Genomic DNA, 24946 nt, shown 5'->3' on the forward strand with positions numbered 1-24946 from the left:
TTGCCACTGGCGTTCGCGAAGGTGTCGGTCTGGTGCCAGTCGGTGCCCTCGTCACCCGGATACTTGGGGAAGAACTCGGTCCGCCAGCACAGGACGTCCGGGCCGAGAATCGACGTCACCCTGTCGACGATCTTCCGATTGCACACGTGCTGGGCCAGCACGTCGATATCGAGGTGGCGGTCGTAGTTGATGATGTTCGGCGCCCCGATCCGCGGGTCGACATCCGAATACGCGGCTCGCGACCGGTCGAGCGACTCTCGCTGAACCGTCTTCCAGATCCGGTCCATCTCGTCGGCGGTGTATACGGTCACCGGACCGATGTAGCCGTTCTCGTGAAACGAAGCCAGCTCATCGGCGGAAAGGGCGAAATCCATGTGTTCGGTACTGCTGGTCATAGTCGACTCCGTTGCCTGCTACTTGTTCACTGACTGCGTCTTCGTCACGGCCACGTTGAGCGGCTCCGCGTAGGTGGCCCTCATGTCGAGGACGATTCCGTGTGATTCGCGGAGGAATCTGTTCAGCCTCGAGAACATCAGCGAGTAACCACCGATGTCGAGGAAGTTGTCGGAACCCGTGATGTTCGTGTCGTCGAGCTCGCCGCGCAACCATTCGACTGCCGATTCCTCGACTTCCGTCGGACTCGTCGCGTCGGCCGCATGGTCGTTCGTTTCCGGGGTCTGCATGGGAGTTTCCTCCTGTCGGTCTCCCTCGTGCGGGTGAACGTGGCCGCCGAACAGTCTCGAAATTCGACCGAAAACGTCGGCTCGGCCCACGAGATAGCCACGTACCGAGAAACAGGCGGTGACCGATTCCGTGAAACCGTTTTCGCGTAATGGGTTCGGCCGTGGCCGCCCGATCAGGATAGCGCTTTTTCCCGTGTCGTCGACTCGCCGACGAGTACGCGTTCACCGCCCTGGACAATGTCCGGCCACCTGCGGGAAAAAGCTGGTGGGGGCATCGGTTTCGGCGCGCGGCGGAGCATGGAGCCATTGGCAGCCGTCCGAGCGGGTCCTTACGACATATGTCGCAAGAGTTCACGGGCAGCGGGGCCGTACCCGATATTGACGACGTGACCGATACAGCGAGCGCACGCCCCACGCCGGTGCGGAGCCTGTTGAAGGGCCGGTTCGGCTGGTTCTTCGTCGGCAGGACCGTCGACCTGGCCGGCTCCTCCATGACCACCGTCGCGCTCGCGCTCGCCGTCCTCCAGGCGTCCGGCAGCGCGGCCGATCTCGGCATCGTCCTGGCCGCCAACATGATCCCCACCCTCGTGCTCCTGCTCGTGGGCGGCGCAGTCGCCGACCGCGTACGCAGGCGGACCGTGCTCATCGTGACCAACCTGGCCACCGCCGCCACGATGGCCGTGCTGGCCGTCATCCTGATCACGAACCACTACGACCTTTCCGTGGTCGCCGGGCTCGCCCTCGTCAACGGCGGCGTGAGCGCGTTCTCGCAACCCGCGCTCCGTGGCATCGTGCCCGAGCTCGTCGAGCGCCATGACCTCCAGCGCGCCAACGCGCTCCTAGCCAGCAGCCAGAACACCGTGCGGATTCTCGGTCCCATGGTCGCCAGCGTCCTCGTGGCCACGGTTGGTGGCGGGTGGGCCCTGGCGGCCGACGCCGCCACCTACCTCCTGGCCGCGGCGGCCTTCACTCGCATTCCGGGGGCAAGCCGGCCGCCCGCGGCCAACAAGGCGCTGTGGCGCGACCTCGTCGACGGCTGGTCGGTCTTCCGGTCGATGCGGTGGGTGGTCATCATGACCATATCGTTCGCCCTCGTCAACGCGTTCAACGTCGGACCGTGGAACGTGCTGGGCCCGCAGGTGGTGTCCGGAAACGACGGCGCGGTGGGCTGGGGCACCGTGCAGACTGTGCGAGCGGTCGGGCTGCTGGTGATGAGCGTCGTCGCCGTCAAGATCGTCCTGCGCCGCCCACTGCGAGACGGGCGGCTCTGGGGCACCCTCGCGGGCGTCCCCCTGCTGGCGGTCGGCCTGTCCGGGGACGCATGGATCGTGGCGGCGGCCGCCTTCGTCGGCGGCCTCGGCTTCACCGTCGCTGCCATCACCTGGGAGAGCACACTTCAAGCGGCTGTCCCGGAAGAGTCCCTCTCACGGGTCGCCGCCTACGACGACCTGCTGTCCTATTTGGCCATCCCGCTCTCCCAACTGGCCGTGGGCCCACTCGCCGCGACGTACGGCGCGAAGAAGGTCAGCCTCGTCTGTGGCATCGCCTTCATGGTCGTCTGTGTGGCGCCTCTCCTGAACCGCGACGTCCGCAACCTCCGCACGTGAGCACCGCCGGTCACCAGCTCACCCCGCGCCGGCTCCGAACGCGAGTAGCCGAGCGACGCCTTCGCGGTCGTTCATCAATCCCGCGTGGCTGTAGTCCGCCGAGAGGAGCAGCCAGCAGGAGCCGATCCGCTGCGCGGTGCGAACCTGGTGCATGAATGGGACGTACAGGTCATCCACAGCTGCCACGGCGTACACGGGCACCGTGTTCCGAGCCAGCTTCTCGATGTCGTAGAGACCGCTCCAGCCCGTGAACCTGGCAAGCTCGTCGGCCACCTCGGTGAACGGGCGGAGGGCAGGGAGCTGACGGAACATCCACCGGAAGACCACTTCGCCGTAGAAGTGAAACCGCCGCGCGCCGCGCGCCGGCTCGGCCGCGTAGAGCCGCTCCGCTGCCCACTCGGTCGCACGTCCGGGCAGTCCGTAGATGTACTCCTGCAAGTAGTACAGGGGCGAGTTCGAGATGAGCGTCCTCGCGGCAACCGCCTGCACGAAATCCTCGGCGAGGTCGTCACCGTCCCAGGCGGACTGGAGGAGGTCGTGCACCGCCGCCATCCCGCCGTCGAAGCCGAACTTCAGACCGAGCAACCCGAGGCGCTCGCGCGACAGTCGTTCTCCCGTCGGCAGCCCGACCTCGTGTTCCTCCAGGTGGTCGACTATCCGGTCGAGGATCGCCGCGTCGCCCGGATATCTCTCGTGGTACTCGGCGTTCTTCTTCTTGCTCACCGCCAGCGTGTCGCGCAACACCTCGTCGACGGTGCTGAACGGCCCGATGAGCCCGCTGGAGACGAACACCCGGTCGATCCGGTCAGGAAAGCTGGACAGGTAGGTCAGTGCGATGGAACCGCCGTAGCTCTCCCCGAACAGCGCCCACCTCGGGATCCGCAGAACCCGCTCACGCAGGAACTCCGCATCCCGGACGATGGCGTCCGCCCGGTAGCACCGGAGCCGCGCCATGGCCGCGGTCGCCGTCAGGCCCTCGATGAGGTCGGCGGTCACCGGCGAACTGCGACCGCCGCCACGCTGGTCGAGGAGCACCACCCGGTAGCGGTCCAGCGCCGCGTCGAGCCAGGTGGGCACCAGGCTGCGCGGATCGGGGCACTGCCCGCCGGGACCGCCCTGGAGGAAGAGCAGGTACGGGAGCTCACCAGCCGCGGCCGAACGGCGCGCCACCGTCTGTGCGAAAAGGACGATCGACGGCCCGGCCGGGGCGTCGTGGTCGAGCGGGACTTCGAAGCGATGGTCCTCGACCACGACTTCGGCGCCGTCCGGATCCCATCCGTCCGGTGCGGAGTAGGCGATGATGTTGCGGATCGTCGGGTCCTTGCGCAGGCGAGCGTCGTCGACGTATCGGCCGGTGCGTTCGGTCCATGCCGTGCAGGCCTTCGTCAGGAGGATGGAGTTGACCCCCAACCGGGTCAGGTCCTCGTCGGGGTCGATGTGGACCTGGGACAGCTCCCTGGTGAAGAGCCGCAGGAGAAACTGAAGATCGTCCGTGGCCGCATCTGCCTGCGGTTCCGGCCAGGAAGGGTACGCGCCGGTGAGGCCCTCGAGGGCGGCTCTGTCCACCTTTCCGCTGGGCAACGTCGGCAACGTGTCGACGAACACGAACCGTGCCGGGACAGCCTCACGCGGAAGGCAGGACGCAAGGTGTCGCCGGAGCTGCTCGACCATCTCCGCCGTGCCGTCCGGCTCCGACCTTTCCCGCCGGTCGGGACGGGACTCGTCGGCTCGCTCATGCATAGCGGCTCCGCAACAGGGTTTCGCCGTACTCGGTGCGGAAGAGTCCACGTTTCTGCAGCATAGGCACGACCTCGTCGACGAAGTCCGTGAGGCCGACCGGAAAGACGGGCGGCATGATGTTGAACCCGTCGGCCGCCCCGCTGTGGACCCAGTCCTCGATGACGTCGGCGATCCGCTCCGGCGTACCCGGCACCACCAGATGCCCGCGCCCGAAACCCTGAAGAGCGAGGACGTCGGCGACCGTGACGCCGTCGCGACGGGCGATCCCGGTGATCAGCTCGTAGGTGGTGCGGTTGCCCTGGATGCTGTCCGCCGGGGGGAGGCGGTGCACCGGGAAGGGCGCATCGAGGGGACAGCCGGTGAGATCCACGTTCAGCATCATCGAGACGTGCTCGAGGGCGTAGTCGGTGGCCTGCATCCCGACGAGCTCACGCTTCTTCTCGTCGGCCTCGGCCTGCGTCGAGCCGACGATCGGGAGCAAACCCGGCAGCACCTTGACGGTGCGCCCGTGCGCCGCGGCGCGCCTGCGCATCTCCGTGCGAAACCGCGCGCCGTCGCGGACGTTCTCCTGCACCGTGAACACCGCGTCGGCGTGGCGGGCGGCAAACGCCCTGCCCGCTTCCGACGCGCCCGCCTGCACCATGAACGGGCGCCCCTGAGGGCAACGCTGGATGTTGAGCGGCCCGCGGACCGCGAAGTGCTCGCCCCGGTGTTCGACGAGGTGGATCCGGTCCGGGTCGGTGTAGTGACCGCTGGCCCGGTCCCAGATCACCGCGTCGTCGTCCCACGACGCCCAGAGCCGGTTAGCGACCTCCACGAACTCCTCCGCACGCTCGTACCGCTCTCGGTGGGACAGCATCGTCGACCTGTTGAAGTTCCTGGCCTCGTTGACACTGTTCGACACGACGATGTTCCAGCCGGCGCGCCCACCCGAGATATGATCGAGTGACGCGAACATCCGCGCGAGGTGGAACGGCTCGTAGTAGGAGGTCGACCCGGTCGCGATCAGTCCGATGTGGTCGGTTCCGGCGGCGAGGCTGCTCAGCAGCGTGAGCGGCTCAAGGCCGGCGCAGTAGTTGCTGCGTGGTTTGTGCCAGAGCGCGTCAGCGACGAACACGGAGTCCATCAGCCCTTGCTCGGCGACCCGCGCGAGCTCCAGGTAGTAGCTGACATCGGTGACGCGGGCCGACTCGCACTCCGGGTGCAGCCATGCGGAGTCGTGGTGCCCTGGTAGCAGCAGGAACAGGTTGAGGTGAATTCTCACGGCGTGTGGGGGCTTTCGCTCTTCGCCTCGTGCATCTGTGTCACGAGCCGGATCGCATCCTCCACCCGCTTCTGGCAGTGCGAGACGTCGTCTCCCTCGATGACGGCCCAACCGACGGCGATCGAGCTCGTCTTCATCTCCTTCATGACCTCTCCCGGCGCCACCTTCATGCGAAGGTGGCGGACGCCCGGAATGCGCTCCAGGTCCGCCCTCGTCAAGCCGTTGCGAAAACCGGACTTGACCGGCAGACACACGAAACCGAAGACGCCGGTGGGTTCGAACTCGGGCGCCGCGACACTCGCTCCGACGTGGACGCGTGCGTGCGCCGCCCAGAGGCTCACCCCGATGGTGTGTAGTGCGCTGACGCTGATCAGGCCCCCTGCCGGGCGCCAGGCGAGCTCGCCGGCGACGAACTTGCCTGGTCCGCCGAACACCTCGAGATGGAAGGTGCCGTACCGGCCCCCGAGCGCTGCCCGACAGCGTTCCGCGAACGCGCGGGCCTCGTCGTACAGCTCGGGGTACTCCTTGACGGGCAACGCGATCGACCGGAACGGGCTGCCGGCTTTGGTTTCGATCACGGGTGTCGCGTCGTGCGAGACCATGAGGTTCTCGATGCGGCCGTCGGAGAAGACGCCGTCGAAATGCCACTCGTCCCCCGCCTGCCACTCCTCAACTATGAACGTCTCCAACTCCGCCGTGACGAGCCCGTCGTACAGCTCCTCGACCGTCTCGGCGCGGAAGACGAGATGGGCGCCACCGTCCGCTGTCGGCTTGACCACGTAGGGCGGAGCCAGGTCGGTGAGCGCGTGGCGGAGCACCTCCGCACTGGCCGGTCGCTCGGTGCACACCCTGAATCGTGCGGTCGGGACACCGTGCCGGTGCCACAGGCATTTCTGCAGCGCCTTGTCGCGTCCGGCCAGCGCGACCGCGGGTTCCATCCGGTTCTTGCACCCCAGCATGTCGTTCAGCATCGCGGCCGTGGTCACCGCGAACTCGTGGCCGGCGATGACGACGTCGACCTCGTCGGCGACGCCGAGGTGGATCAGGGCCGCCCACGCGAGCTCCGGCCGGTCGAACGACGGCAGGAAGGCGCAGCGCGTTACCAGATGCCGGCAGCCCTCGAGCACCACCCGGTCGTGTGCCACGTACAGCACCGTGACGGAGTGTCCGATGCGGACCAGCTCCTCGATCGCCTCGTGTTCCGCTCCCAGGAGCACCGCGTGCACGCCTACCACATCCTTAGGTCCAGCGGCCGTCGCCGCGCAAGGGTCACCGTTCGAGACACACCGGAAGAACGTCCATGCTCCGTACCGTGGCGGTGGTGCGGCGGGTGGGCTGCGCGGCGACACGCAGCCGCATACCTTCGTCGTTCAACGCGCTGATCACCGCGGAGACGCTCAGCTTGCCGAACTCGGAGCCGAAACAGGCATGTGGTCCCGAACCGAAGCCCAGATGGGGGTTCGGCCGGCGATCGAGCTTGATCTCCTGGGGATCGGCGAAGACCCGCGGATCGTGGTTGGCGGCGGCGAGCAACGTCACGACGGTGTCCCCCGCGGCAATGCGCGCGCCCTCGATGACCGTCTCCGCGACCGCGATCCGGCTCGTGCCCTGCGCAGGCCCGTCGAACCGGACGAGCTCGTCGACACCGGTCTGCCGGATGGCAGGCCGCGCCACCTCCTCCAGCAGTCCGGAAACGGTCGCCAGCAGGAGAGCCGCGTTGCCGACCATGGCGAAGATGGTCCCGTAGCTCGCGTTGAACATCATCGCGGCCGAGTTCCGGATGTAGTGACCGCCGTGCACCTCCTTGTCCGCACGCCGGATGAGCTGCGCGACGAGGCCGGTGTCCCCCTCCGGGCGCGGAAACCAACTCTCACCGAGGTCGTTCAGGCGCTGGCGAGCGGCGTCTCCTTCCGGGATGTTCTCTGGCGCCAGGCCGGCGTCCATCCGGAGCGCGATGCCGTGGGAGATCCCGGCATAGTCCGACCCGTCTGGCACTGGAACACCGAGCAGTGCCGAGGACATGTGGAGCGCGAAGGGCGCGGACACCCGCGACATCCAGTCGAACGGCTGGTCCGGTCGCTGCCCGGTCAGCGCGCCACGGACGAACGTGACCGCGTCGTCGAAGAGCTTCTCCTTGTCCTGGGCACGCATCGCACTCACCAGGAGCCGGCGCAACGGCGTCTGCTCTGGCGGGTCCATCATCTGGACGTTCTGCCGGAACTCCGGGATCTTCTCCCCGTTGCGGCGAGGGTCCCGGGCGAACGTCTCGTGTTCGCGGAGCACACGCAGGCAGTCGGCGTGCCGCACGACCACCCACGCGCCCATCCCCTCGTGCCAGTGGATGGGCGTCTCGGCGAGCAGCCTGGCGTAGGTCGGATACGGGTCGTGAATCATTTCGGACCGCAGCGGATCGTAAACGGGGATGGTGCTCACCTGTTGCCGCCTTCGATTGAACTCAACGGTCGTGGCGGTTCTCGGGTACGAAGGCATCCCGGAAACGCCGCGCAGGGCGCACGCCGACGCGCCCGTCATCGCTCCTTGTTCGCACGTCGGAAACGCAGACGCGCACGGCGTGCGTCCTATTCGGGTCACGAAACCTCAGTTCTCCCACTGCGGGCCGCATGACCTGAGGAGCAGCAGGAATCACCCGCCCTCCGGACTATGTTCAGTGGTTGTACGACATAGGACACCCCCATTTCAAATTGATTGTCACGGCAGTTTTATATCCTATTTGCGGGCAGTAGGTTTGTCCAGGTCGATAAACTGCGCGATTCCGGCCGGCGTCGAATGCGCGAAAGCTTCCCAGACCGGCAACGCCACCCCGAGGCGCCGTCGAATACCGTGCACGATCCGGACTACGTCCAGGGAATGGCCGCCCAGCGCGAACAAGCTCCGGTCGACGTCGGTCACCGGTTCCCCGAGGACTTCGGCGAACGCGTCGCAGACGGCCTCCTCGACCCGGCCCGACGGTTTTCGGCCCGTCTCCTCGGCCAGTACGGGCAGGGCTTTCCGGTCGAGCTTCCCGTTGGGCGTCAACGGCAGGCTTTCGACGATCCGGAACGCGGGTACCATGTGGCGCGGCAACGAGCGGGCCGCGTGGCGGCGCAGGGTAGCGGGTGTTAACGTCGCGGTCACGGGCACGACATAGGCGACGATGCGCTGGCGCACCGCGATCACGGCAACCTGGGCTACCTCGGCGTGGCGTCGCAGCACAGCCTCGATCTCCCCGAGCTCGATCCGGAATCCCCGGATCTTCACCTGGTCGTCCACGCGGCCGACGAACATCAGCTCCCCGTCGGCACGCCAGCGCACTAGGTCGCCGGTCCGGTACATCCGGTTTCCCGGCGCACCGAACGGGTCGGGAACATAGTGGGCCGCGGTGACGTCCGGCCGCTTCAGGTATCCGCGGGCCAGTTGCGCTCCCGCGATGTACAACTCGCCGGTCACTCCGGGCGGCACCGGCTGCAGCCACCGGTCGAGCACGTAGGTTCGCATGTTATCTATCGGCCGCCCGATCGGCGGCTCGACAGGCCACTGCCCGGGGTCGGCCGGCAGGTCGAACGTCGTGGTCACGTGCGTCTCGCTCGGCCCGTAGTAGTTCGTCAGGCGACGGTCGGGCGCCGTTCGATGGAACGCCGCCAGCTCGGCGGTCAATCCGAAGGCCTCACCGCCCTGCACGACGTGCCGCAGCTCGGGCAGGCCGACGGCGGCGCCTCGGCTGGCGTCGACGATGGCGGCGAGGACGAGGTTGGGCACAAAGATCTCATTCGCTCCGGTGTCCGCGAGCCACGCCACTAACGCGTCCAGGTCCCGACGAGTCTCCTCGTCCGGGATCTCCAGGCACCCCCCGCTCACGGCGGCGATCAGGATCTCCATCATTGCCATGTCGAAGCTGATCGACGAGAAGTTGGCGACCCGGTGCGGCGACGAACTCCGCGCCACCGCCGTTCTCCGGTACCAGCTCATCAGGTTCAGCAACGGCGCACCGGGCATCACGATCGCCTTCGGCGCGCCGGTCGACCCCGACGTATAGATCACGTAACAGGGGTGTGCCGGCAGCAGCGGCGCGACCCGGTCCGCGTCCGTCAGATTCGTGTCCGCCATGTCGTGTGCATCCACTGGTCCCGTCAGAACCAGCTGAGGACCACAGTCCGCCAGCATGAACGACACTCGCTCGGCGGGGTACTCCGGATCAACCGGACAGTACGCGGCGCCGGCCTTCAACGTCGCCCACACCGCGATGACCAGATCCAGCGACCGGGGCATCGACAGCGCCACCACCGACTCGGGTCCGGCGCCCCGAGCCACCAGACGACGAGCAACCTGGTTCGCTCTAGCGTTCAACTCGCCGTATGTCAACACCGAGTCACCGAACCGCACCGCCACCGCGTCTGGCGCTGTCGACGCCCGTGCCTCCAGCAACTCCGGCACGGTGCCCGGAGCGACGTTTCTCGCGGTGTCGTTCCAGTCGCGAAGGATCTGCTCGCGCTCGGCGGCAGAAAGGACGTCGATCTCACCGCTCGTCCTGCTTGGCTCCGCGGCCACCGCCGCGAGCACGCGGACCAGGCGGTCGGCGATCGTCTCGACACTCCCGCGGTCGAACAGGTCGGCACTGAACCGCACTTCGCCTACGATGCCCGCCGCGGTCCCGGCCGGTCCGTGTCGCTCGCCGAAGTCGAAGATCATGTCCAGCGTGGACACACCAAGGTCGGGTTCGTACACGGTCGTGCGCAGCCCGGGCAGCCGCCAGTCGTGCTCCCGCGGGCGGGCCGTCATGAGCACCTGGAACAGCGGGTTGCGCCCTGGGATTCGTTCCGGCGCGATCACCTCCACGACCTGTTCGAAGGGGACGTCCCGGTGTGCGAGGGCGGCTAGCCTGACGTCGCGCACTCGGTTCAGCAGGTCGACGAAGCACGGATTCCCCGCGAGGTCGGTCCGCAGCACGACGGTGTTCGCGAAGGAGCCGACGAGCTCGTTCGACGCCTCGTGATCGCGTCCCGCGACGAGCGTGCCGATCGGCACGTCCAGCTCACCGGTCAGCTTGCTCAACAGCACCGCGAGCCCGGCATGCAGCACCATGAACATGGTCGTGCCGGTGCGGTGGGACAACGCGGCCAGTCGCGCGTGCAGCTCGGGCGGGATCTCGAATCTGACCGACTCCCCTCGGAAGCCGGATCGCGCGGACCGCGGCCGGTCGAACGGCAGGCCGATCTCGTTGCCCAGCCCGGACAACGCCGTCCGCCAGAACGCCAGCTGCCTGCCCGCGAGGCTGTGCGGATCGGCCGCGTCGCCGAGCCGCTGCCGTTGCCACAGCGTGTGGTCGGCATACTGCGCGGGCAGCGGCGCCCAGTCCGGGGCGGCACCCTGGCGGCGAGGGTCGTAGGCCTCCGCGAGATCCCGGCCGAGCGAACCCGTCGACCACCCGTCACAGGCAATCTGGTGTAGCAACAGGACCAGCACGTGCTCATCGGCGGCGACCTCGAACAGACTCGCCCGCACCGGTATTTCCTTTGCCAGGTCGAACGGGCGCGCGGCCACCGCGGCCAGATCCCCGTTCAGGCCTGAGGGGCTGCTTCGGCGGATTTCGAAGACTGGCCGCGCTTGCCCAGCGGGCAGTATGTGCTGCACCGGCTGTCCAGCGACCTCGGCGAACACGGTGCGCAGGCTCTCGTGACGGGTGACGACGTCGGCAAGTGCTGCCTCGAGCGCAGCCCTGTTCAGTGCGCCGTGGAGCCGGACGACGATCGGCAGGTTGTGCGCCGGCGACGCGCCGTGCAGCTCATCGAGAAACCAGATACGGAGCTGGGCGGACGAGACCGGCAGTGGTTCCGGCCGTGTCCCGGATCGAACCGGTGCGGACAAGGCAGGCGACACGATGTCGTTCAACATTCACTCCCCGGTCGGCGCGTTCGCCGGGTGTACGACTGAACACTTTTGTCAGTCGTACACGGGCTCCGAAGGTCGACTGGCTCAGATTGAGCGAATGTACGGTGAGGTCACATCAGACACAAGGTCAATCAGCCGCAGAACCTTGGCAATGCCCGGCGCGGCAATTGATGCCATCAGATTTCTGGTGGCTCGCCGAGCATTCCGCTAACCTGGTTCGACACTGGGGCGGAAGCGGACATGGCGCGATCCGCCGTGTTCTTGACACCCATCATCGTCCCGGCCCCCAAAACCGCGAGCGAGGGAGTTTCGTTAGTATCCTGGAAAAGGTTCGCGCGGAGTACGAGGAAAACGGGTTCAGCATCATCCGCAACGCGATTCCCGCGAACCTGCTGGAAGAGACCAAAGAGCACGTGGTGTGGCTCACCGACCGGTATCCGGACCTGCGCCCAGAGCATTTTCACCACCCGCTGATCCGCAACGATGCCTTCTGGGTACGGCTTGTCTCCGAACCCCGGCTGGTCGACATCGCCGAGTTCTTCCTCGGACCGGACATCGCGTGTTTCACGGCCCACTACATATGCAAACCGCCCTACGACGGCCAGCCGGTGCTGTGGCACCAGGACGGCGCGTACTGGAAGCTCGACCCGATGATGGCGCTGACCGTGTGGATCGCCGTCGATGAGTGCACCACGGAGAACGGCTGTCTGCGCGTGATCCCCGGCACCCACCGGTTGCCGCTCTACCAGCCCACCCGCCAGGCCGAATCGCCGAACATGCTGTTCTCGGCGTCGGACGAGGAACTGGTCCGGGAGTGGTCGGAACGGCGCGGGATCGTCGACATCGAACTTAAGCCCGGCGACATCGAGATCCACCACCCGAACATCCTGCACTGCTCCGAGCCAAACACGTCTCCGCGCCGCCGGTGCGGACTGGATGTCGGATATATTCCGGCGAGCACCCGGATTCTCAGCGACGGCCTCTATCTGGATCCGATTCTGGTCCGCGGCGAACCCGCCACAGGGATCAACACCTACCGGCGATATCCTGCCTACATCTCCGGTGAAACGATCCCCTTCGAGGGCATGCAGAAGTGGAACGAAAAGGTCGCGGTCCGCAACGCCGGCATCGCCGCCGCCGACGTTACCGATGCAGAAACCCCACTCGACGCCACGCACCGAATGATCGACCGGCTGCGTGAAGGCACCGTCAAGCGCTGACCACGCACCACAGATCGAATGCGGCCAGCGGGCTGTATGCACGCTGGCGATCGAAGCGAGATTCTGTCGCTGGGATTATCCGTCCGTTCCATTGTCGGCCGTGACGAGACGCGCGAGGTCGTCTCCAGCTGACGTGAGTTCGTAGTAGACCGCCCGGCCGGTTCGACGGGTAGTCACGACTCGCGCTTCGCGCAAAGCCGCCAGGTGAGCGGACACAGTGCCGAGCGAGATCCCCAGCACGGCCGCCAATTGTGATGGTGTCGCCGACATCCGCAGTTCGGCGATTACGCGAGCCCGCCCCTGTCCGACAAGGCGGCCCACGCCGCCGTCTACTTGCGAGTAGCCTGCGAGGGCTCCCTTGGCCGGATACACGAACGCGATCCGCGATGCTGACTCGCATGTCCACCGCCCGGACAAACCGGTGTGGGGGACAAAGATGAGACCGTCGCTCCCGATGTGGCGGTCGGGGTAAGTCTGTGTGGAGAATTGGATCGCGTCGTGACCAACCCACTGGACGCCGGGCGCCATACCGTCCAAGGCATGCCGCCACCCGCTTACCGCGATCAAACCCGCGCGGTGGTGAATGTCGCGTTCCATGATAGCTCGGCGCCGTGCCCAGTCCGGCCCGACGAATCGCGCCCAACTGTCAGCGAAGGCGTCGGCGACGCGGCGGGTGATCCCCGTGACGTCGGCCCACGCGATCCCGTCGCTGGCCCAGGCGGACCGCTGTGCCTCTGCGAGCATGGCGTGGGCGTCAGCGTCGTCGATCGCGCGTATGGCTGCCAGTTCGTCGGCGAGGCTGCCGTTGAGCCCGTCGCCGGGCGGTATGGCCGCAAAGTCGGGCAGGTACTTGGTGGCGGTCACCAGCCGGAGCAACCCGTTGACGAACGGGTCCGCGTCCAGCCAGTGACCGAAAGCTTGGACGTGTGGACTCGCGGCCCGCCGGTCGAGTGCCTGCCGCAGGCGGGTCACTTCGCTGAGCGTCTCGGCAAGCGGAGACAAAGCGAACCTGCTCGCCTGCAGCGCGTCCGGCCCGAAGCGCAACAGAGTCACATCGCCATTGTTTACGACAATCGTCGCAAGCGCTCACTCACCCTCGTGTTCGGTGATCGGCCGAGCTGTCATGTCGCGCGGCGCCGCTGCGACGCCGACGGGTCCCTGGGCCGTGGTTACTCCAAGTCACCGTATCTCGTGCGCGCTCCTCAAGATCATTTCCCAGGCGCGTCCAAGCCTCGGCACAGCGGCGCGCCAGCGCGACCGCGATCTCTGTGCAGTACGCGGGAACGGCGTTGACGACACGCTCGGGCTCGTCATGGATCGTATGCACGCCCATCCACTGCAACAACCTTCGACCGGCATCCGTGAAGCGCAGCGACGGGTCTTTGCGAAGTAGGTCGAGAGCAGACGCACCGCGGTCGAGAGGTCTCGGCTGGTTGGCCCCGCGAGGGCTGGGCACTTGGACGGCGACCGAAGCCGATCGGTTGGGCACCGGGTCCTCCCCCCGACGAATACGTTGCCGCACGTCACGCGCTGTGCTGACGGAAACGTTCGCCTCCCTGGCTATCTCCCGTAGCGATGCGTCCGGACGGGCGGCGACGATCTCGCTCACGCGCAGGCGACCATCGACAGCGTTCAAGGGCCGCACTCGCCCATCCCGGCCGACTCGAGTGTTCGACTGGGGATCTCCTGCAGTCGCACGTCGCCGGATCGCGCCGACGGTCGGCGGGCTCAGCCCCACCACGGCCGCGATCGCCCGGTCCGACAAGTCAGTGTGCATATGAATGATCCGCGTGACCGCCGCCTCGCGATCACGTCGAGACAACGGCAGACCGTGGGTTACGTTCTCTCGCACGGCGTGCAGGAACGCATCAGCAGCACCGCGTCCTGCAACTCAACCCGCAATCCACACCGCCGGCGGCGAGGTACGGCTACGGCGGGCAACCCAACACAACCCTGCGCGGCCGCAACCCGCCGTCCGCTCTCCTGAGTGTCGTCCGGGACGCCACCCACGCTGGTCACCCATTCCAAGCCGCTCTCAATCTCACTCAGAATGCTCGGCAATTCTGGGAGCAGTTCGGAGTGAACCAGATCCCGAATATGGGAGACCTCTATCAGGTCGAGGCGTTTCTCCTCCAAGCTATGGGCCTTCTGCCGAATATTGTGCAAGCCTACAGTCCGGTCGCAGCCAATAAGGTTCGGCTGGTGGTGGTGGCTGGCGGGGATCACTGGATCACGGTCAGCCCGACAGAGCTTTACGATCCGGCGGACGGTACTGTACTGCCCTACACCGAAGTCAACGGAACTTTTACGACGCAAAACGGCATTACACGTGGGATGGAATGTGGATCGATCTCTACCTGTAGACAGGTTGGCCGTCGTCCAAGGTTGCTAATCACAGGTGACTACGGGATCACCCAACTGTTTTCGGTCCGGCATGCCGTGCACCCCTAGCCCAGCGGGTGCTGACGCGAGAGGATTTCGATGTACACCATCCAGCAGATCGAGCCGGTCACCTTTACTTTCCCGGCGTCGACACTGAGTACAAGCACGCAGACGGTCGATCTGACAGTGCCGAGCGGGACTGACCTCGTGCAGGTATGCCTGCAGGGCTTTGACGTCTCCTACACCGACGATGGCGACGAAAATTTCGGCAAACTGCAGGTCAGCGTAACCGCGCTCAGTTCTCAACAGGCTCAGTGCACTGTGACCTTGCCGCCCCCGGCCGATCACCACCAACCGCTCGGCCGTCAGTGCCATCTCACTGATCAGGTGGCTGGACACGAACACCGTGCGGCCCTGCGCGGCCAGCGACTTCAGCAGGTCGCGGATCCAGCGAACTCCCTCGGGATCCAGCCCGTTCACCGGCTCGTCCAGCAGCAGCACAGCCGGATCGCCCAGCAGCGCCGCGGCAACCCCCAGCCGCTGCCCCATCCCGAGGGAGAACTTCCCGGCCCGCCGCCCGGCCGCGCTGGTCAGGCCGACCATGTCGAGCACCTCGTCGACCCTGGCCCGCGGAATCGCGTTGCTGGCGGCCAGCGCAGCCAGGTGACTGCGGGCGCTACGGCCCGGATGGAACGCTCTGGCCTCGAGCAGCGCACCGACCTCGCGCAGCGGCCAGCGCAGCTCACGGTAGCGGCGGCCGCCGACCCGCACCTGGCCGGCGTCGGGCCGGTCCAGCCCGAGGATCAGCCGCATCGTGGTGGACTTGCCCGACCCGTTGGGGCCGAGGAAGCCGGTGACGCTCCCCGGCCGCACGTCGAAGCTGAGCGCGTCGACCGCGACTGTCGGTCCGTATCGCCTGGTGAGATTCCTGGCCTCGATCACCCCGAGCTCCTTCCGTCGTTGGTGCCTACGGAAGATCACGCTAGGCACGCGCCCGCCCGAGCGGGCCCCGGCTAACGGCCGTCTTCTGCCTGGGGGATTTCCCCCAGGCAGGCCCACCCGAGCCAGGTGGGGCGCTGCGGCCCAGCTGTGGGACCTGCGCCAGCGAAATCCGGCACCGAACGACTGCGCGCCAAGTTCAGACGCCTCGTCACCGCCAGATCCCAGACCACCGTCCACACAGGACCACGCGCAGGGCATCACCGGGTGCATCAATATGACTTGATCTCTGGTGCTCGTTGTCGTCGTCGACCATCGACGCGAGAGCCTGGATCCGCTGGTGCCACCCGAAAATGACGAACACCTTACGCATGAAGCGTCGTCTGGCCAAGGCCATGTCGAGGACAGGCCAGCCGGGCTATCGTCCAGACAATGGAGTCCGTCCAACCAGGTAGGAAGCGTGGCATGGGGAAAGGGGTTTCGAGATGACGAAGTGGATTCCGCAGGTGTACGAGGTGATGGCGGATCCGGCCAAGTCGGCTGGCGTCGCGGTGGGACGGATTCTGGCCTTGAACATAGGAGCATCGAAAGGTTCAACAAACCCTGCAGACCGAATGGGCCTATCAGAAGGTCTTCACCAGCAACACCGAACGCGCCGACGCGCTGGCACCCTGGCTAGACCACGACAACACTCGACGCCGCCACTCAGCCCTCGGAGGTCAAGGGACTGACCACAGCGGACATTCCACAGCTGCATGACATTCCGGCCGAGAGGTTGTTCGAGATCCAGCAGTCCGAAGCCGCGAACAGCGTTGCGCCTTGGGGCGACCCCGATGGCATGCCGGACGCGATGCGCGACATCGTGCTTGACATCGGCTACCGACTGGCCACGGTAAGCCAGCTGATCCAACACGACCGCTGGTGCGGCACCGCACACCAGCAGAGGTCTGCATTCGCACGGCCGGTTACTGTTACCCCATAATCGGCACGTCTCGGTCGCACAGCTGAAGACGCGACCACTTATCCACGTGGCCAGTCGCAGCCTTCTCCCCCAGGACGCCGTGTCATGCGTCTCCCCGAAAACCAATCGGTAGACCCTGTTTGGTCAAATGACATTTCGCAGGTTAACTGGCCTCATTGTCCTGCCTGTAGCAGCACACGACCGACCTACAGTGCGAGCGCGCACGTCGACGTTGACAGCAAAGGACCTGCCACAACCCGCACCCCCGCTGAAGTCCCCCAGTCCGGCGCGACAGCAAGATCGCCACCGAACCACGCACCACCCACCGATAACCTCCGATCGGTCGAACCCGACGCGCTTCGATCAACCGCGATCGGTGCTCACCGCGCGAACGTGTCGGCGGACACGTGCCTCCAGCGTGCGGCGACGGGTGGCTACGTCGTCGGGGTCGTCGCCGAAGACCACCAGTTGAAGGGTGCTCTGCCGCATGGGGGTGTCGGTGCGGGTGGTGTCGTGGCCGGCGACGATGAGCAGGCCGCCGGCGGTCAGGGCCGGGCGCAAGTCGGCGAGCAGGTCCGTGAGCGGCGCGGTCACGGTCAGGTTCAGGGACTCGGCCGGCCTGTCGAGGACGTCAGGGCGGACCGACTGCAGTGCCAGCAACGGGATCGACCCAGCAGTGATCCGGAAGTTGAGGTCGAGCACGATCAGTTGGCCGTCTCTGGTTTGGGCGCAGTCGAGGCTGCACATGCCCCGGTAGCCGAGGTCGGCCGCGCGCTGGGCGATCGCCAGGCACTCGGCGAGTAGTACTGCCGGGGGTGAGTCGACTCGCCCGAACCGTCCACCGTCGTAGAGGCCGGCGGCGTCGATCCGCTGCTCGGTGACCGCCAGCAGCCGCGCTGTCGCATCCGGGGTGATGTAGAGCTGGATGCCCCAGTTGCGGAAGATGTGGAGGTACTCCTCGATCACGAACTCGGGAAGCACGTCGGTGAACGCCGGCAGCGTGACCCGCTCGTCCGCCCGGTGCAGGTACACGTCGAGATTGCCACGGTGCGCGTCGTCGGTCGCGGCCTTGAGCACCCAGGATCTCCCCGCGGGGGTCGCCGCGGGGAGGTCCGCGCGCGCCACCACGCTGCGCCGCGCCTGGAAGGCCGGGTCGACGAGCATGGCGATGCTGGCCTTGTTGTTCAGGTAGCCGACGAGCTGCGCGGTCTTGACCGCGTGTTCGTCGGGACACAGCGTGGCCGGTTGCGGGTACTCCATCGAGATCAGCAGGCCGTCGCCGATCGCCTCCCGGACCCGTGTCTCGAACTCCGCCTCGCTGTGGAACTCGCGCAGGTCGGCGCCAACGGGCAGGCCGGCATCGCGCAGGTGCGCCAGCAGCAACGGATGCGTGCCGCCGGCGCTGCAGATCAGCGGCGTGTCCGCGGCGACGGCGATCGGCCGGGCGGAGAACACGTCGCGGGTGTGGCGGTGCCTGCTCGCCGGCGCGGTGACCTCCAGCGGTGGCCGGGCGCAGACGGCGACACCGGAGCCGTACACATCGGAAAGCGCGCGAGGAACAGCCACTGAAGGCGAGAGGGGAACGGTCAGCGTAATGGGGATCTCCCGAGAGGTGCGTAGAGCCAGCCGCCCCCGACGTCGACCGAGACGTGACGCGGCGTGAGGCTGTGCGGAGCAGACGACGAAACGAACCGTGACGGCGGCGACCACCACTGGGTCCGCTCGGTGCTCGCGAGCCGGAGACGTGAAACCGTGGACGAACAGCCCGGATGCGGGCCGTATGTCCTGATCGTCTCACGTTTCGACCAGACGATCCCATTCCGGCCGCGAACGTCACGGATGCGCTGAGGATCACTCCGCGGCGAGTACCTTCCTCAGGTGCGTGGGTGATCGATGGTGCCGGGTCGTGACTACGGTGTGGCGATGAGTGTGAACGGGTGAGTGCGCGGTTCCAGGAGCTGGACTGGCGGGCGACGCCGATGGGTGTGCTCGTGCTGCGGCGCCGGCGCGATCCGGTCGTCGACGAGGACGTCTATGAGATCAAACTGAACGACGAGTTCCTGATGTCGAGCCTGTTCACGGTTGCCGAGGTGGAGCTGGGACGCCTGGCGCTCGCGGAGCTGGCGTCCACACCGTTGGATGTGGTCGTGGGCGGGCTCGGACTCGGCTTCACGGCCCGGACGGTGTTGACGAACTCGGACGTGCGCCGCCTGGTCGTGGTCGACGCGCTCGGCGAGGTGATCGAGTGGCACGAGCAGGGGCTGATCCCCCTCGGTGCGGAGCTGACGGACGACCCGCGGTGTGGTCTCGTCCACGGTGACTTCTTCGCGATGGTGCGCTCCGGCGCCGGGTTCGACCCAGCATCGGAGCCTGAGAAACCATGGCACGCCATCGTCGTCGACATCGATCACTCGCCGCGACACCATCTGCGCGCCGGCCACGCGGACCTGTACCAGCCGGCGGGTCTGCGACGCCTCGCGGACCGCCTTCACCCGGGTGGGGTGTTCGCGCTGTGGTCGAACGACCCGCCGAACGAGGAGTTCACCGCCGCGCTGACCGAGAGCTTCGCTTGTGCGCGAAGCGAGATCGTCCGGTTCGACAACCCGCTGCAGCAACGGGAAGCCACCGCCACCGTCTATCTCGCGACGACAACATCTGTTCGGTAGCAAGGAGATTCCCGCACCTGTCGCCACCGCCACGTCGGGTCAGCGTCGTTCTTCGGGGATGTGGTCTATGGCGTGGACGACCTCCACAGCGAGACGGTGTGCGTCCTTGTCGCCGAGCTTCGAGTTCCTCAGCAGGACGTCCTGCACGAACTGGACCCGCTTCTGGTAGCGGGAAACGAAGACATCGGTCATGGTGCCTCTCCTAGCGAGCGGAGTGGTCAGGAGGGGAAAGGAAGGAGGGGCGACCCTCATCGGGTGTCGATGCCGGATCCGGTCCTGATGCCGCTTTCCTCGGATGTACAACAACGCACCGGTTCGAGGGCGGCACCGTCTCGCGGTCACGCACCGCGTCGACCCGCCGTCCTCGCCGGTCTCGAGCATGGCGCACCGCCTGCCGTTTCCTGGCCGGTGAATCCACCCAAACCTGGCGCATCACCCACCCAAAGCAGACCCGCTCGACACCACGCCCTGAACCACCACCACCTGGCCATCACGCGACCACCGACCGTCACGCCATGGTGAGAATTCGGAGCCAACCGTGCCGGGGCAGCCGGCGCGCTGCTGGGGGTGAAGCCGCGTCGGCGAATTGTCCTGTGGCGATGGAGTCTGCCGAAGGCGGTTCTCACGGGCCGCAACCGTGCTGGAGTGGATTCTGTGCCGGCACGGACGCAGCGTTGGGACGATCCGGTAGCTGTCGGTTGCTGCAGGTCACACACCTGGTGCGACACGGTCGCGGTCGCGGTTGCGCGGCGGGCACGCGGGGTGACCATAGGTGTGTGAGCCGCGTCAGCCCGGTTGTCTCGTCGCGCCCCGGCCATGTGCGGGAGCGGTTGATCGGCGCGCTCATCCCGAACGCACTCGCCTCTCGCCGCGGCGAGGATGTGAGCGTGCCGCTGCCGGCGTTGCCGACACTGAGCACACTCGACAATCTCAGCCCGGCGGCGTTGCTGGTGTCCACGGCCAGGATGGACCGCTCGGGTCGTGTCCATGAACGGATCCTGCTGCGCGAACTGGGCTGGGATCCCGGCCGGCAGTTGGACATGGATACCCTGCACGGCCTGATCCTGATCGCCGCCGCACCCGCCGGCCAGCGCGGCCAGCACATCGTTGATCATCGCGGCGCGATCAAGATCCCGGCCTCTCTGCGGCGCTTGTGCGGGATCGAATACGGCCCACCGGTGGTGCTTGCCGCAGCTGTACCCGACCAGGTGATGGTGGTTCACCCGTCCGCCACCGTCGCGCAGCTGCTGGCCGCGCATTACACCGACCTCATCCGCACCAGCCGAGCCCACACCGAACCCGATCCCACTGAACCTGATCCGGCTGACGGAGACGCGCTATGACATCCCCCCTTGCCCACCAGGATCGTCTGAGCGCGGCTCGGCAGGCGTTGGCCGATCTCGGCGTGACCGTCGCCGACCTTCAAGCCACCGACGATGGCAAACCGACACCCACGTTGGCCGAGTACCTGCCCACGGTGATCGCGGCCGCCGGCACCGGCGCCAACCGCACCTATGGCACCTACTGGGCCCGCATGGCCGCGGTGTGGGGCGACCGACGGCTGGACGAGATCCGCGCCAGCGACATCGAAGGCATGAAAAGCTTCGCCGCGGCGTCGGACCCGCCGCCGAGGCCGCCACCGATCCCCAGACTCGACAGCTCCGCGCCCGACTCGGCGGTGTTGGCCGGCAGGTCCGCCGGCGGATCGGTCATCCCGCGCGCGATGGGCGCGCTTCTTGCCGGGGTGCCAAGACCGCTGCGGGTCGGAGTGCTGGATGCCGGCCGAGCAGACGACGTCGTGGTAGCGGTCGCGGTCGGACCTGGACCGGCTGACTCAGTCATCACACGCACACAGTCTCGACCCGCGTGATGCAATCCCTACCCTCCTCCAAACACTCCGTATTGCCGACAGTTGTGATGAGTGGCTGCGGTCAGCTCGACTGCGGATCCCTGGTGCTGTTGGTGCACAGCCCAATGGCTTGCGTTCGGGTGTCACGCGTTGTCGTTGTCATTCCACAGCTCCGCGGCGGCGGCTTCGGCCATCGCGTCGTCGTCGAACTCGATGGGCGCCAGTTCGGGATCGAACACATCGGCTGTCGGATCGATGTCCTCGGAGTGGCGGATGACCTGAGGTCGGGTGGCCCAGGGGAATTTCACCCCTGGGCCACCCGACCTTAGTCCCGGCGGGCTCCGGCCGATCGTCCGGCACCGCAGCGTCCCCGTTCCCGGTGCCGATTTCCGTGTCCGCAGCGTTTCCGTGCTCCGGGAGTGACGTCATCAGCTGCTCGACCTCGGGCGGCCTACCCCGTGGGAAGGTGGCCGAGTCGAAGTCGGCGGTGCCGGTGAAGGTGGCGGAGGTGAGGGTCGCCGTGCGCATTATGCAGCTGCTGAGGTCGAGGTTGATGAGGGTGGCGCCGGTGAGGTCGAGGCCGATGTCGGCCCAGAACGTAGCCACCGGATGTCCGGGGTCGCTGCCGGGGTGGAGGTGTTCGGTGAGCAGGCGTTGGGCGGTGAGCCGGACCTCACGTTCCTGCATCCGGTCACGATGCTCAACACCGACATGGTCCGGGGCGCCGTCGCCAGGTGGGTCGGCCGGCAGGACGTAGAGCATGCGCAGATAGGCGCAGAGCACGTTGACGATGGTCTGCCGCTGGCCGGGGTTGTCCTGGGCGAGACGCTCCAACGCGTACAGGCCGCCGAGGCGGACCGGGGCCTTGTCCGAGCCGAGTTGGTCGACGGCTTTGGTGTAGAGCTCGGTGATTCGCCGTTCGGTGGCGTCGGCTTCTGTGTTGAGGGCGACGCGGTGTTGGTGGGCCAGGGTGATCTCTGTGGCGCGTTGCCGGCGGGCGGCCAGCAGCAGCGCGGCCGCGCCGCCGGTGCCGACCACGATCGTGCCTGCGGTGCGGATCGCGTTGAGCTGGTCGCCGGCGGTGCCGTGACCGTAGACCCGCAGCAGCACCACCACGGCCACCGCGCCGAAAACCACGACGAGCACACCGCAGACCACGATGGTCCGCGTCGACAGCGGCCGCGGCGCCCGGTGCACCTGGTCCGCGTCGGGGGAGTCCTGGACCGTGATCCGGCGCCGCAGCTCCAGCACACCCGCTCCGAGAATGAGCAGCGCGACCGCCAGCGCCAGCGGGCCACCATCGGGCCAGCCAGCCCCCACCGTCGGCCACCAGGCTCGACCCAGCCGCACACCCAGCAGAATCGACGCGCCGATACAGGCCCAGCCGAACACCCTGCCGCCCTGCCCCCTCACCCCGCCCAGCAGCCGGCTGCGGATACCGCCCGCCCGCGCGCCTGCTCTGGAGTTCCTCACCCGGCTCGTTCGCCATGTACACATGGTCGCCGACGACGCACCAGACGCGGCGGCCCATGACGGGGAACGCCAACCAGGTCACCCAGAATGAAGATCGAGCACGAAGACCGAACCTCCATCGTCCGACTGACGAAACCTCACCCACGCCCGACCAGAGTCACCCACGACGAACACCCCTGGCCACCTCCGCCGGCGCCCCCTGCGCGAACCGCACCCCCGCTGAAATCGGCCCACGATCGCGGGATCCCTGTCCCGAGACAAGGCGCGTTTCCCTTGTGGCAGTGGGCAGACAGCCGGCCGCACCGTGGGATACTCCGCGTATGAGTGATGCACAGGCGGGGTCCATGCTGCTGCGGGTCAAGCATGAGCAGTTCGTCCGCGCGCCACTGGTGGCGGTCTGGGCGGCCAGTGTGGACCTGATGCGCCAGCCTGAATGGCAACCGAACGTGCGGTCGGTGGACGCGCTGGCCCCCGGGCCTGTAGCCCCAGGCATGAGGTACAGACTCCACACACGGGCAGGAGTCCAACGCATCCCGGTCGACGTCGAGATCATTGAAATGGATCCGATGCGGATGATCACCTACCGGATGGACTTACCTGACGCAGAAGTTCACAACACTGGATCGGACCGAACTGGCCGACGTTGACAACGGTGTAATGGTGACCCTGTCCTCGTGGTTCCTCAACATCGGCGCGGTGCGACTCTGGATCAGCACCACGTTTCGCTTCATAGAGCAACGTCAGCTCCACAGCATGGCAACGCGCTTCGCCGCTGTGGTTGAACGGGGTTGATGCCTTGGGCTCGAAGGGCTCACCCAAACAACGGATCTGTTTGACGATGTGGTTGTGCGACGCGCAGTTATCTGCAAGGCGGATCGGGTGTCGCTTATAGCCCTGCTGCCTGCGCCGCTCACGCTTCGCGGTGTCGATCACTTCGAAGTGGAGTTTGTTGTTCGCGTCGGCGGCGCCGACCAACTCCGACAGCACTTACTCCTACCAACCGACGGACACAGCTGCGATTCTCCTTCGGTCCCCACGTGGTCCCCGAAGCTCACGTGGGGTATCCCTGACGTGATCCTCTCCACAAGCCAAAGAAGTCGGCGGATTCAGGCTGTGGAAGCATCTGCTTCGAGTAGTTCGGTGAAGACTTCGCTGGGCTTCTTCCAGTCGTGGATCTTACGAGGTCGGTCGTTGATCTCGGCGGCGACGGCGGCGAGGTAATGCGGATCGCTGGTGATCTCGACTCCCTTGGGGAAGTACTCGCGGACGATACGGTTGAGGTTCTCGTTGCTTCCCCGCTCCCACGGAGAGTGCGGATGCGCGAAGTACACCGGCAGCCCGGTAGCGGTAACGTCTTTGTGCAGAGCCATTTCCGCTCCGCAGTCCCACGTCAGCGACCGGGTGATTGAGGAAGGAAGCGGACCAACGGCGGCGATGATCGCCTGGGAAACCGTCAACGAGTCCGGCCGGTCAACGACACGAGGATCAGGAACCGGCTGGTGCGTTCCACCAAGGTCGCTACGGCAGTCTTGCCGCCCTTGCCGATCACCAGGTCCCCCTCCCAGTGGCCACCCACCGCGCGTCCTTCGACCTCGTCGGGACGTTGGTCGAGGTAACGAGGCTCACGAATGCGAGGTGCTGGAGAACGCGGACCGGGCCGGTGAGGCGGTCGCGGGGACAATCCAGCTGCTCTCCCAGCGGTCCGAGCTACCGGCTCCTGCCGCCTGACGTCCGCTCGGAAGTCTGACTCGAAGCCGGGGCGGTCATCGGCTACCCACTCCCGGAATGCGCGCGCCGACCGGCGGTGATCCATTCGACCTCGTCGATCCCGGGTGCGGGGCCGACGAAACTCGCGCGTCGGCGGCCAGTAACCCCACCGACCGCCTCGGCCGGCCAACCCGCTCCCCGTCGTATCTCCCGTGTCCCAGCCGGGGTGCGGGAGCGGCTGATCGGTGCGCTGATCGCCGATAGACGGTCGGGTTCGATCACGGTCGGATTGTGGTAGGCGAGGTCGGTGACGAACAGGGAGATGGCGAGAGTGGCCTCTCGCGCGTACCTCACGCTCTTCGGTGAACTGGTGTGCGTGGCAGGGGCGCGTTCCGGGGGCGATTGTATGTCTCGGAGGAAGTCAGCTGTGTCTTCGGTTCCAGAGGTTTCGGCTCTCCCGCAGTTCGTCGTCGGTGAGTTCGGGGTCTCCGGTGATGCCGTACATGGTGGTGTCCCATTCCCGGTAGTGGTCGTGGCGTGGTGTGAGCAGGACTCCGACGGAGGTGAGG

Annotated in this window: 20 protein-coding genes and 2 pseudogenes; 7 read left to right on the forward strand and 15 right to left on the reverse strand. The window is 66.8% G+C overall.

The features are described from left to right. Both ACRDTB_RS26670 and ACRDTB_RS26675 read right to left on the reverse strand, forming a co-directional pair. Positions 1 to 395, reverse strand: a 395-nt coding sequence (locus tag ACRDTB_RS26670) for a phytanoyl-CoA dioxygenase family protein (RefSeq protein ID WP_431434649.1), incomplete at its 3' end; no start/stop codon positions are given. Between the two features lie 18 nt (positions 396 to 413). Next, positions 414 to 683 (reverse strand): hypothetical protein, encoded by a 270-nt coding sequence (locus tag ACRDTB_RS26675; RefSeq protein WP_431434651.1) that lies wholly within the window; start codon positions 681 to 683, stop codon positions 414 to 416. 386 nt (positions 684 to 1069) lie between these two features. On the opposite strand from ACRDTB_RS26675, the gene ACRDTB_RS26680 reads away from it, so the two are divergent. Then, a complete protein-coding gene (locus ACRDTB_RS26680) occupies positions 1070 to 2290 on the forward strand; it encodes an MFS transporter (RefSeq protein WP_431434653.1) in 1221 nt (406 codons plus the stop codon). An 18-nt stretch (positions 2291 to 2308) separates the two neighbouring features. Here ACRDTB_RS26680 and ACRDTB_RS26685 read toward each other — a convergent pair whose 3' ends face one another. The 5 genes from ACRDTB_RS26685 to ACRDTB_RS26705 all read right to left on the reverse strand — a co-directional run bounded on the left by ACRDTB_RS26685 (position 2309) and on the right by ACRDTB_RS26705 (position 11183). After that, positions 2309 to 4030 (reverse strand): alpha/beta fold hydrolase, encoded by a 1722-nt coding sequence (locus ACRDTB_RS26685; RefSeq protein ID WP_431434655.1) that lies wholly within the window; start codon positions 4028 to 4030, stop codon positions 2309 to 2311. Further along, positions 4023 to 5294 carry an LLM class flavin-dependent oxidoreductase gene (locus ACRDTB_RS26690; protein WP_431434657.1) on the reverse strand — a complete coding sequence of 424 codons (1272 nt, stop codon included), beginning with the start codon at positions 5292 to 5294 and terminating at the stop codon, positions 4023 to 4025. Before ACRDTB_RS26690 ends, ACRDTB_RS26685 begins: the two co-directional genes overlap by 8 nt. After that, a complete protein-coding gene (locus tag ACRDTB_RS26695) occupies positions 5291 to 6520 on the reverse strand; it encodes a hypothetical protein (protein WP_431434659.1) in 1230 nt (409 codons plus the stop codon). The genes ACRDTB_RS26690 and ACRDTB_RS26695 overlap by 4 nt, the downstream gene beginning before the upstream one ends. 43 nt (positions 6521 to 6563) lie before the next feature. Beyond that, the gene (locus tag ACRDTB_RS26700) at positions 6564 to 7727 is read right to left on the reverse strand and encodes a cytochrome P450 (RefSeq protein ID WP_431434661.1); all 1164 of its coding nucleotides are present in this window, start codon (positions 7725 to 7727) and stop codon (positions 6564 to 6566) included. Positions 7728 to 8021: 294 nt separating this feature from the next. After that, positions 8022 to 11183: a non-ribosomal peptide synthetase gene (locus ACRDTB_RS26705; RefSeq protein WP_431434663.1), complete on the reverse strand. Its 3162-nt coding sequence runs from the start codon at positions 11181 to 11183 to the stop codon at positions 8022 to 8024. Between the two features lie 167 nt (positions 11184 to 11350). On the opposite strand from ACRDTB_RS26705, the gene ACRDTB_RS26710 reads away from it, so the two are divergent. Beyond that, positions 11351 to 12400, forward strand: coding sequence for a phytanoyl-CoA dioxygenase family protein (locus ACRDTB_RS26710; protein WP_431434665.1), 1050 nt, complete (start codon positions 11351 to 11353; stop codon positions 12398 to 12400). Positions 12401 to 12475: 75 nt separating this feature from the next. On the opposite strand, the gene ACRDTB_RS26715 is transcribed toward ACRDTB_RS26710, so the two are convergent. The 3 genes from ACRDTB_RS26715 to ACRDTB_RS26725 all read right to left on the reverse strand — a co-directional run bounded on the left by ACRDTB_RS26715 (position 12476) and on the right by ACRDTB_RS26725 (position 15724). Next, complete coding sequence (locus ACRDTB_RS26715; protein WP_431434667.1) at positions 12476 to 13453, reverse strand: helix-turn-helix domain-containing protein; 978 nt, start codon at positions 13451 to 13453, stop codon at positions 12476 to 12478. Positions 13454 to 13490: 37 nt separating this feature from the next. Beyond that, positions 13491 to 14252, reverse strand: coding sequence for a streptomycin biosynthesis regulator (locus ACRDTB_RS26720; protein WP_431434669.1), 762 nt, complete (start codon positions 14250 to 14252; stop codon positions 13491 to 13493). Positions 14253 to 14788: 536 nt separating this feature from the next. Next, complete coding sequence (locus tag ACRDTB_RS26725) at positions 14789 to 15724, reverse strand: ATP-binding cassette domain-containing protein (RefSeq protein WP_431434671.1); 936 nt, start codon at positions 15722 to 15724, stop codon at positions 14789 to 14791. A gap of 580 nt (positions 15725 to 16304) precedes the next feature. Between ACRDTB_RS26725 and ACRDTB_RS26730 the strand changes: the two are divergent. After that, a pseudogene (locus ACRDTB_RS26730) lies at positions 16305 to 16480 on the forward strand (integrase core domain-containing protein); the annotation flags it as partial. 565 nt (positions 16481 to 17045) lie between these two features. On the opposite strand, the gene ACRDTB_RS26735 reads toward ACRDTB_RS26730, so the two are convergent. After that, positions 17046 to 18221, reverse strand: a complete 1176-nt coding sequence (locus ACRDTB_RS26735) for a hypothetical protein (protein ID WP_431434673.1) — start codon at positions 18219 to 18221, stop codon at positions 17046 to 17048. A 398-nt stretch (positions 18222 to 18619) separates the two neighbouring features. Here ACRDTB_RS26735 and ACRDTB_RS26740 point away from each other — a divergent pair, with 398 nt between their 5' ends. After that, positions 18620 to 19348 (forward strand): spermidine synthase, encoded by a 729-nt coding sequence (locus tag ACRDTB_RS26740; RefSeq protein ID WP_431434675.1) that lies wholly within the window; start codon positions 18620 to 18622, stop codon positions 19346 to 19348. A gap of 39 nt (positions 19349 to 19387) precedes the next feature. On the opposite strand, the gene ACRDTB_RS26745 is transcribed toward ACRDTB_RS26740, so the two are convergent. After that, positions 19388 to 19540, reverse strand: coding sequence for a DUF6307 family protein (locus ACRDTB_RS26745; RefSeq protein WP_431434677.1), 153 nt, complete (start codon positions 19538 to 19540; stop codon positions 19388 to 19390). A 584-nt stretch (positions 19541 to 20124) separates the two neighbouring features. On the opposite strand from ACRDTB_RS26745, the gene ACRDTB_RS26750 reads away from it, so the two are divergent. Beyond that, positions 20125 to 20691: a hypothetical protein gene (locus ACRDTB_RS26750; RefSeq protein ID WP_431434678.1), complete on the forward strand. Its 567-nt coding sequence runs from the start codon at positions 20125 to 20127 to the stop codon at positions 20689 to 20691. After that, a complete protein-coding gene (locus ACRDTB_RS26755) occupies positions 20688 to 21218 on the forward strand; it encodes a hypothetical protein (RefSeq protein WP_431434679.1) in 531 nt (176 codons plus the stop codon). Before ACRDTB_RS26750 ends, ACRDTB_RS26755 begins: the two co-directional genes overlap by 4 nt. 138 nt (positions 21219 to 21356) lie before the next feature. On the opposite strand, the gene ACRDTB_RS26760 is transcribed toward ACRDTB_RS26755, so the two are convergent. Then, on the reverse strand, positions 21357 to 22670 hold the full coding sequence (locus tag ACRDTB_RS26760) for a pentapeptide repeat-containing protein (RefSeq protein WP_431434681.1): 1314 nt from the start codon (positions 22668 to 22670) through the stop codon (positions 21357 to 21359). A gap of 344 nt (positions 22671 to 23014) precedes the next feature. On the opposite strand from ACRDTB_RS26760, the gene ACRDTB_RS26765 reads away from it, so the two are divergent. Beyond that, positions 23015 to 23317: an SRPBCC family protein gene (locus ACRDTB_RS26765; RefSeq protein WP_431434685.1), complete on the forward strand. Its 303-nt coding sequence runs from the start codon at positions 23015 to 23017 to the stop codon at positions 23315 to 23317. Here ACRDTB_RS26765 and ACRDTB_RS26770 read toward each other — a convergent pair. Further along, on the reverse strand, positions 23247 to 23657 hold the full coding sequence (locus ACRDTB_RS26770) for a hypothetical protein (protein ID WP_431434683.1): 411 nt from the start codon (positions 23655 to 23657) through the stop codon (positions 23247 to 23249). The genes ACRDTB_RS26765 and ACRDTB_RS26770 overlap by 71 nt on opposite strands. A 119-nt stretch (positions 23658 to 23776) precedes the next feature. Further along, a pseudogene (locus tag ACRDTB_RS26775) lies at positions 23777 to 24318 on the reverse strand (IS30 family transposase); the annotation flags it as partial. Between the last annotated feature and the right edge of the window lie 628 nt (positions 24319 to 24946).

The organism is Actinophytocola sp., assembly GCF_050699935.1.
Lineage (GTDB): Bacteria > Actinomycetota > Actinomycetes > Mycobacteriales > Pseudonocardiaceae > Actinophytocola.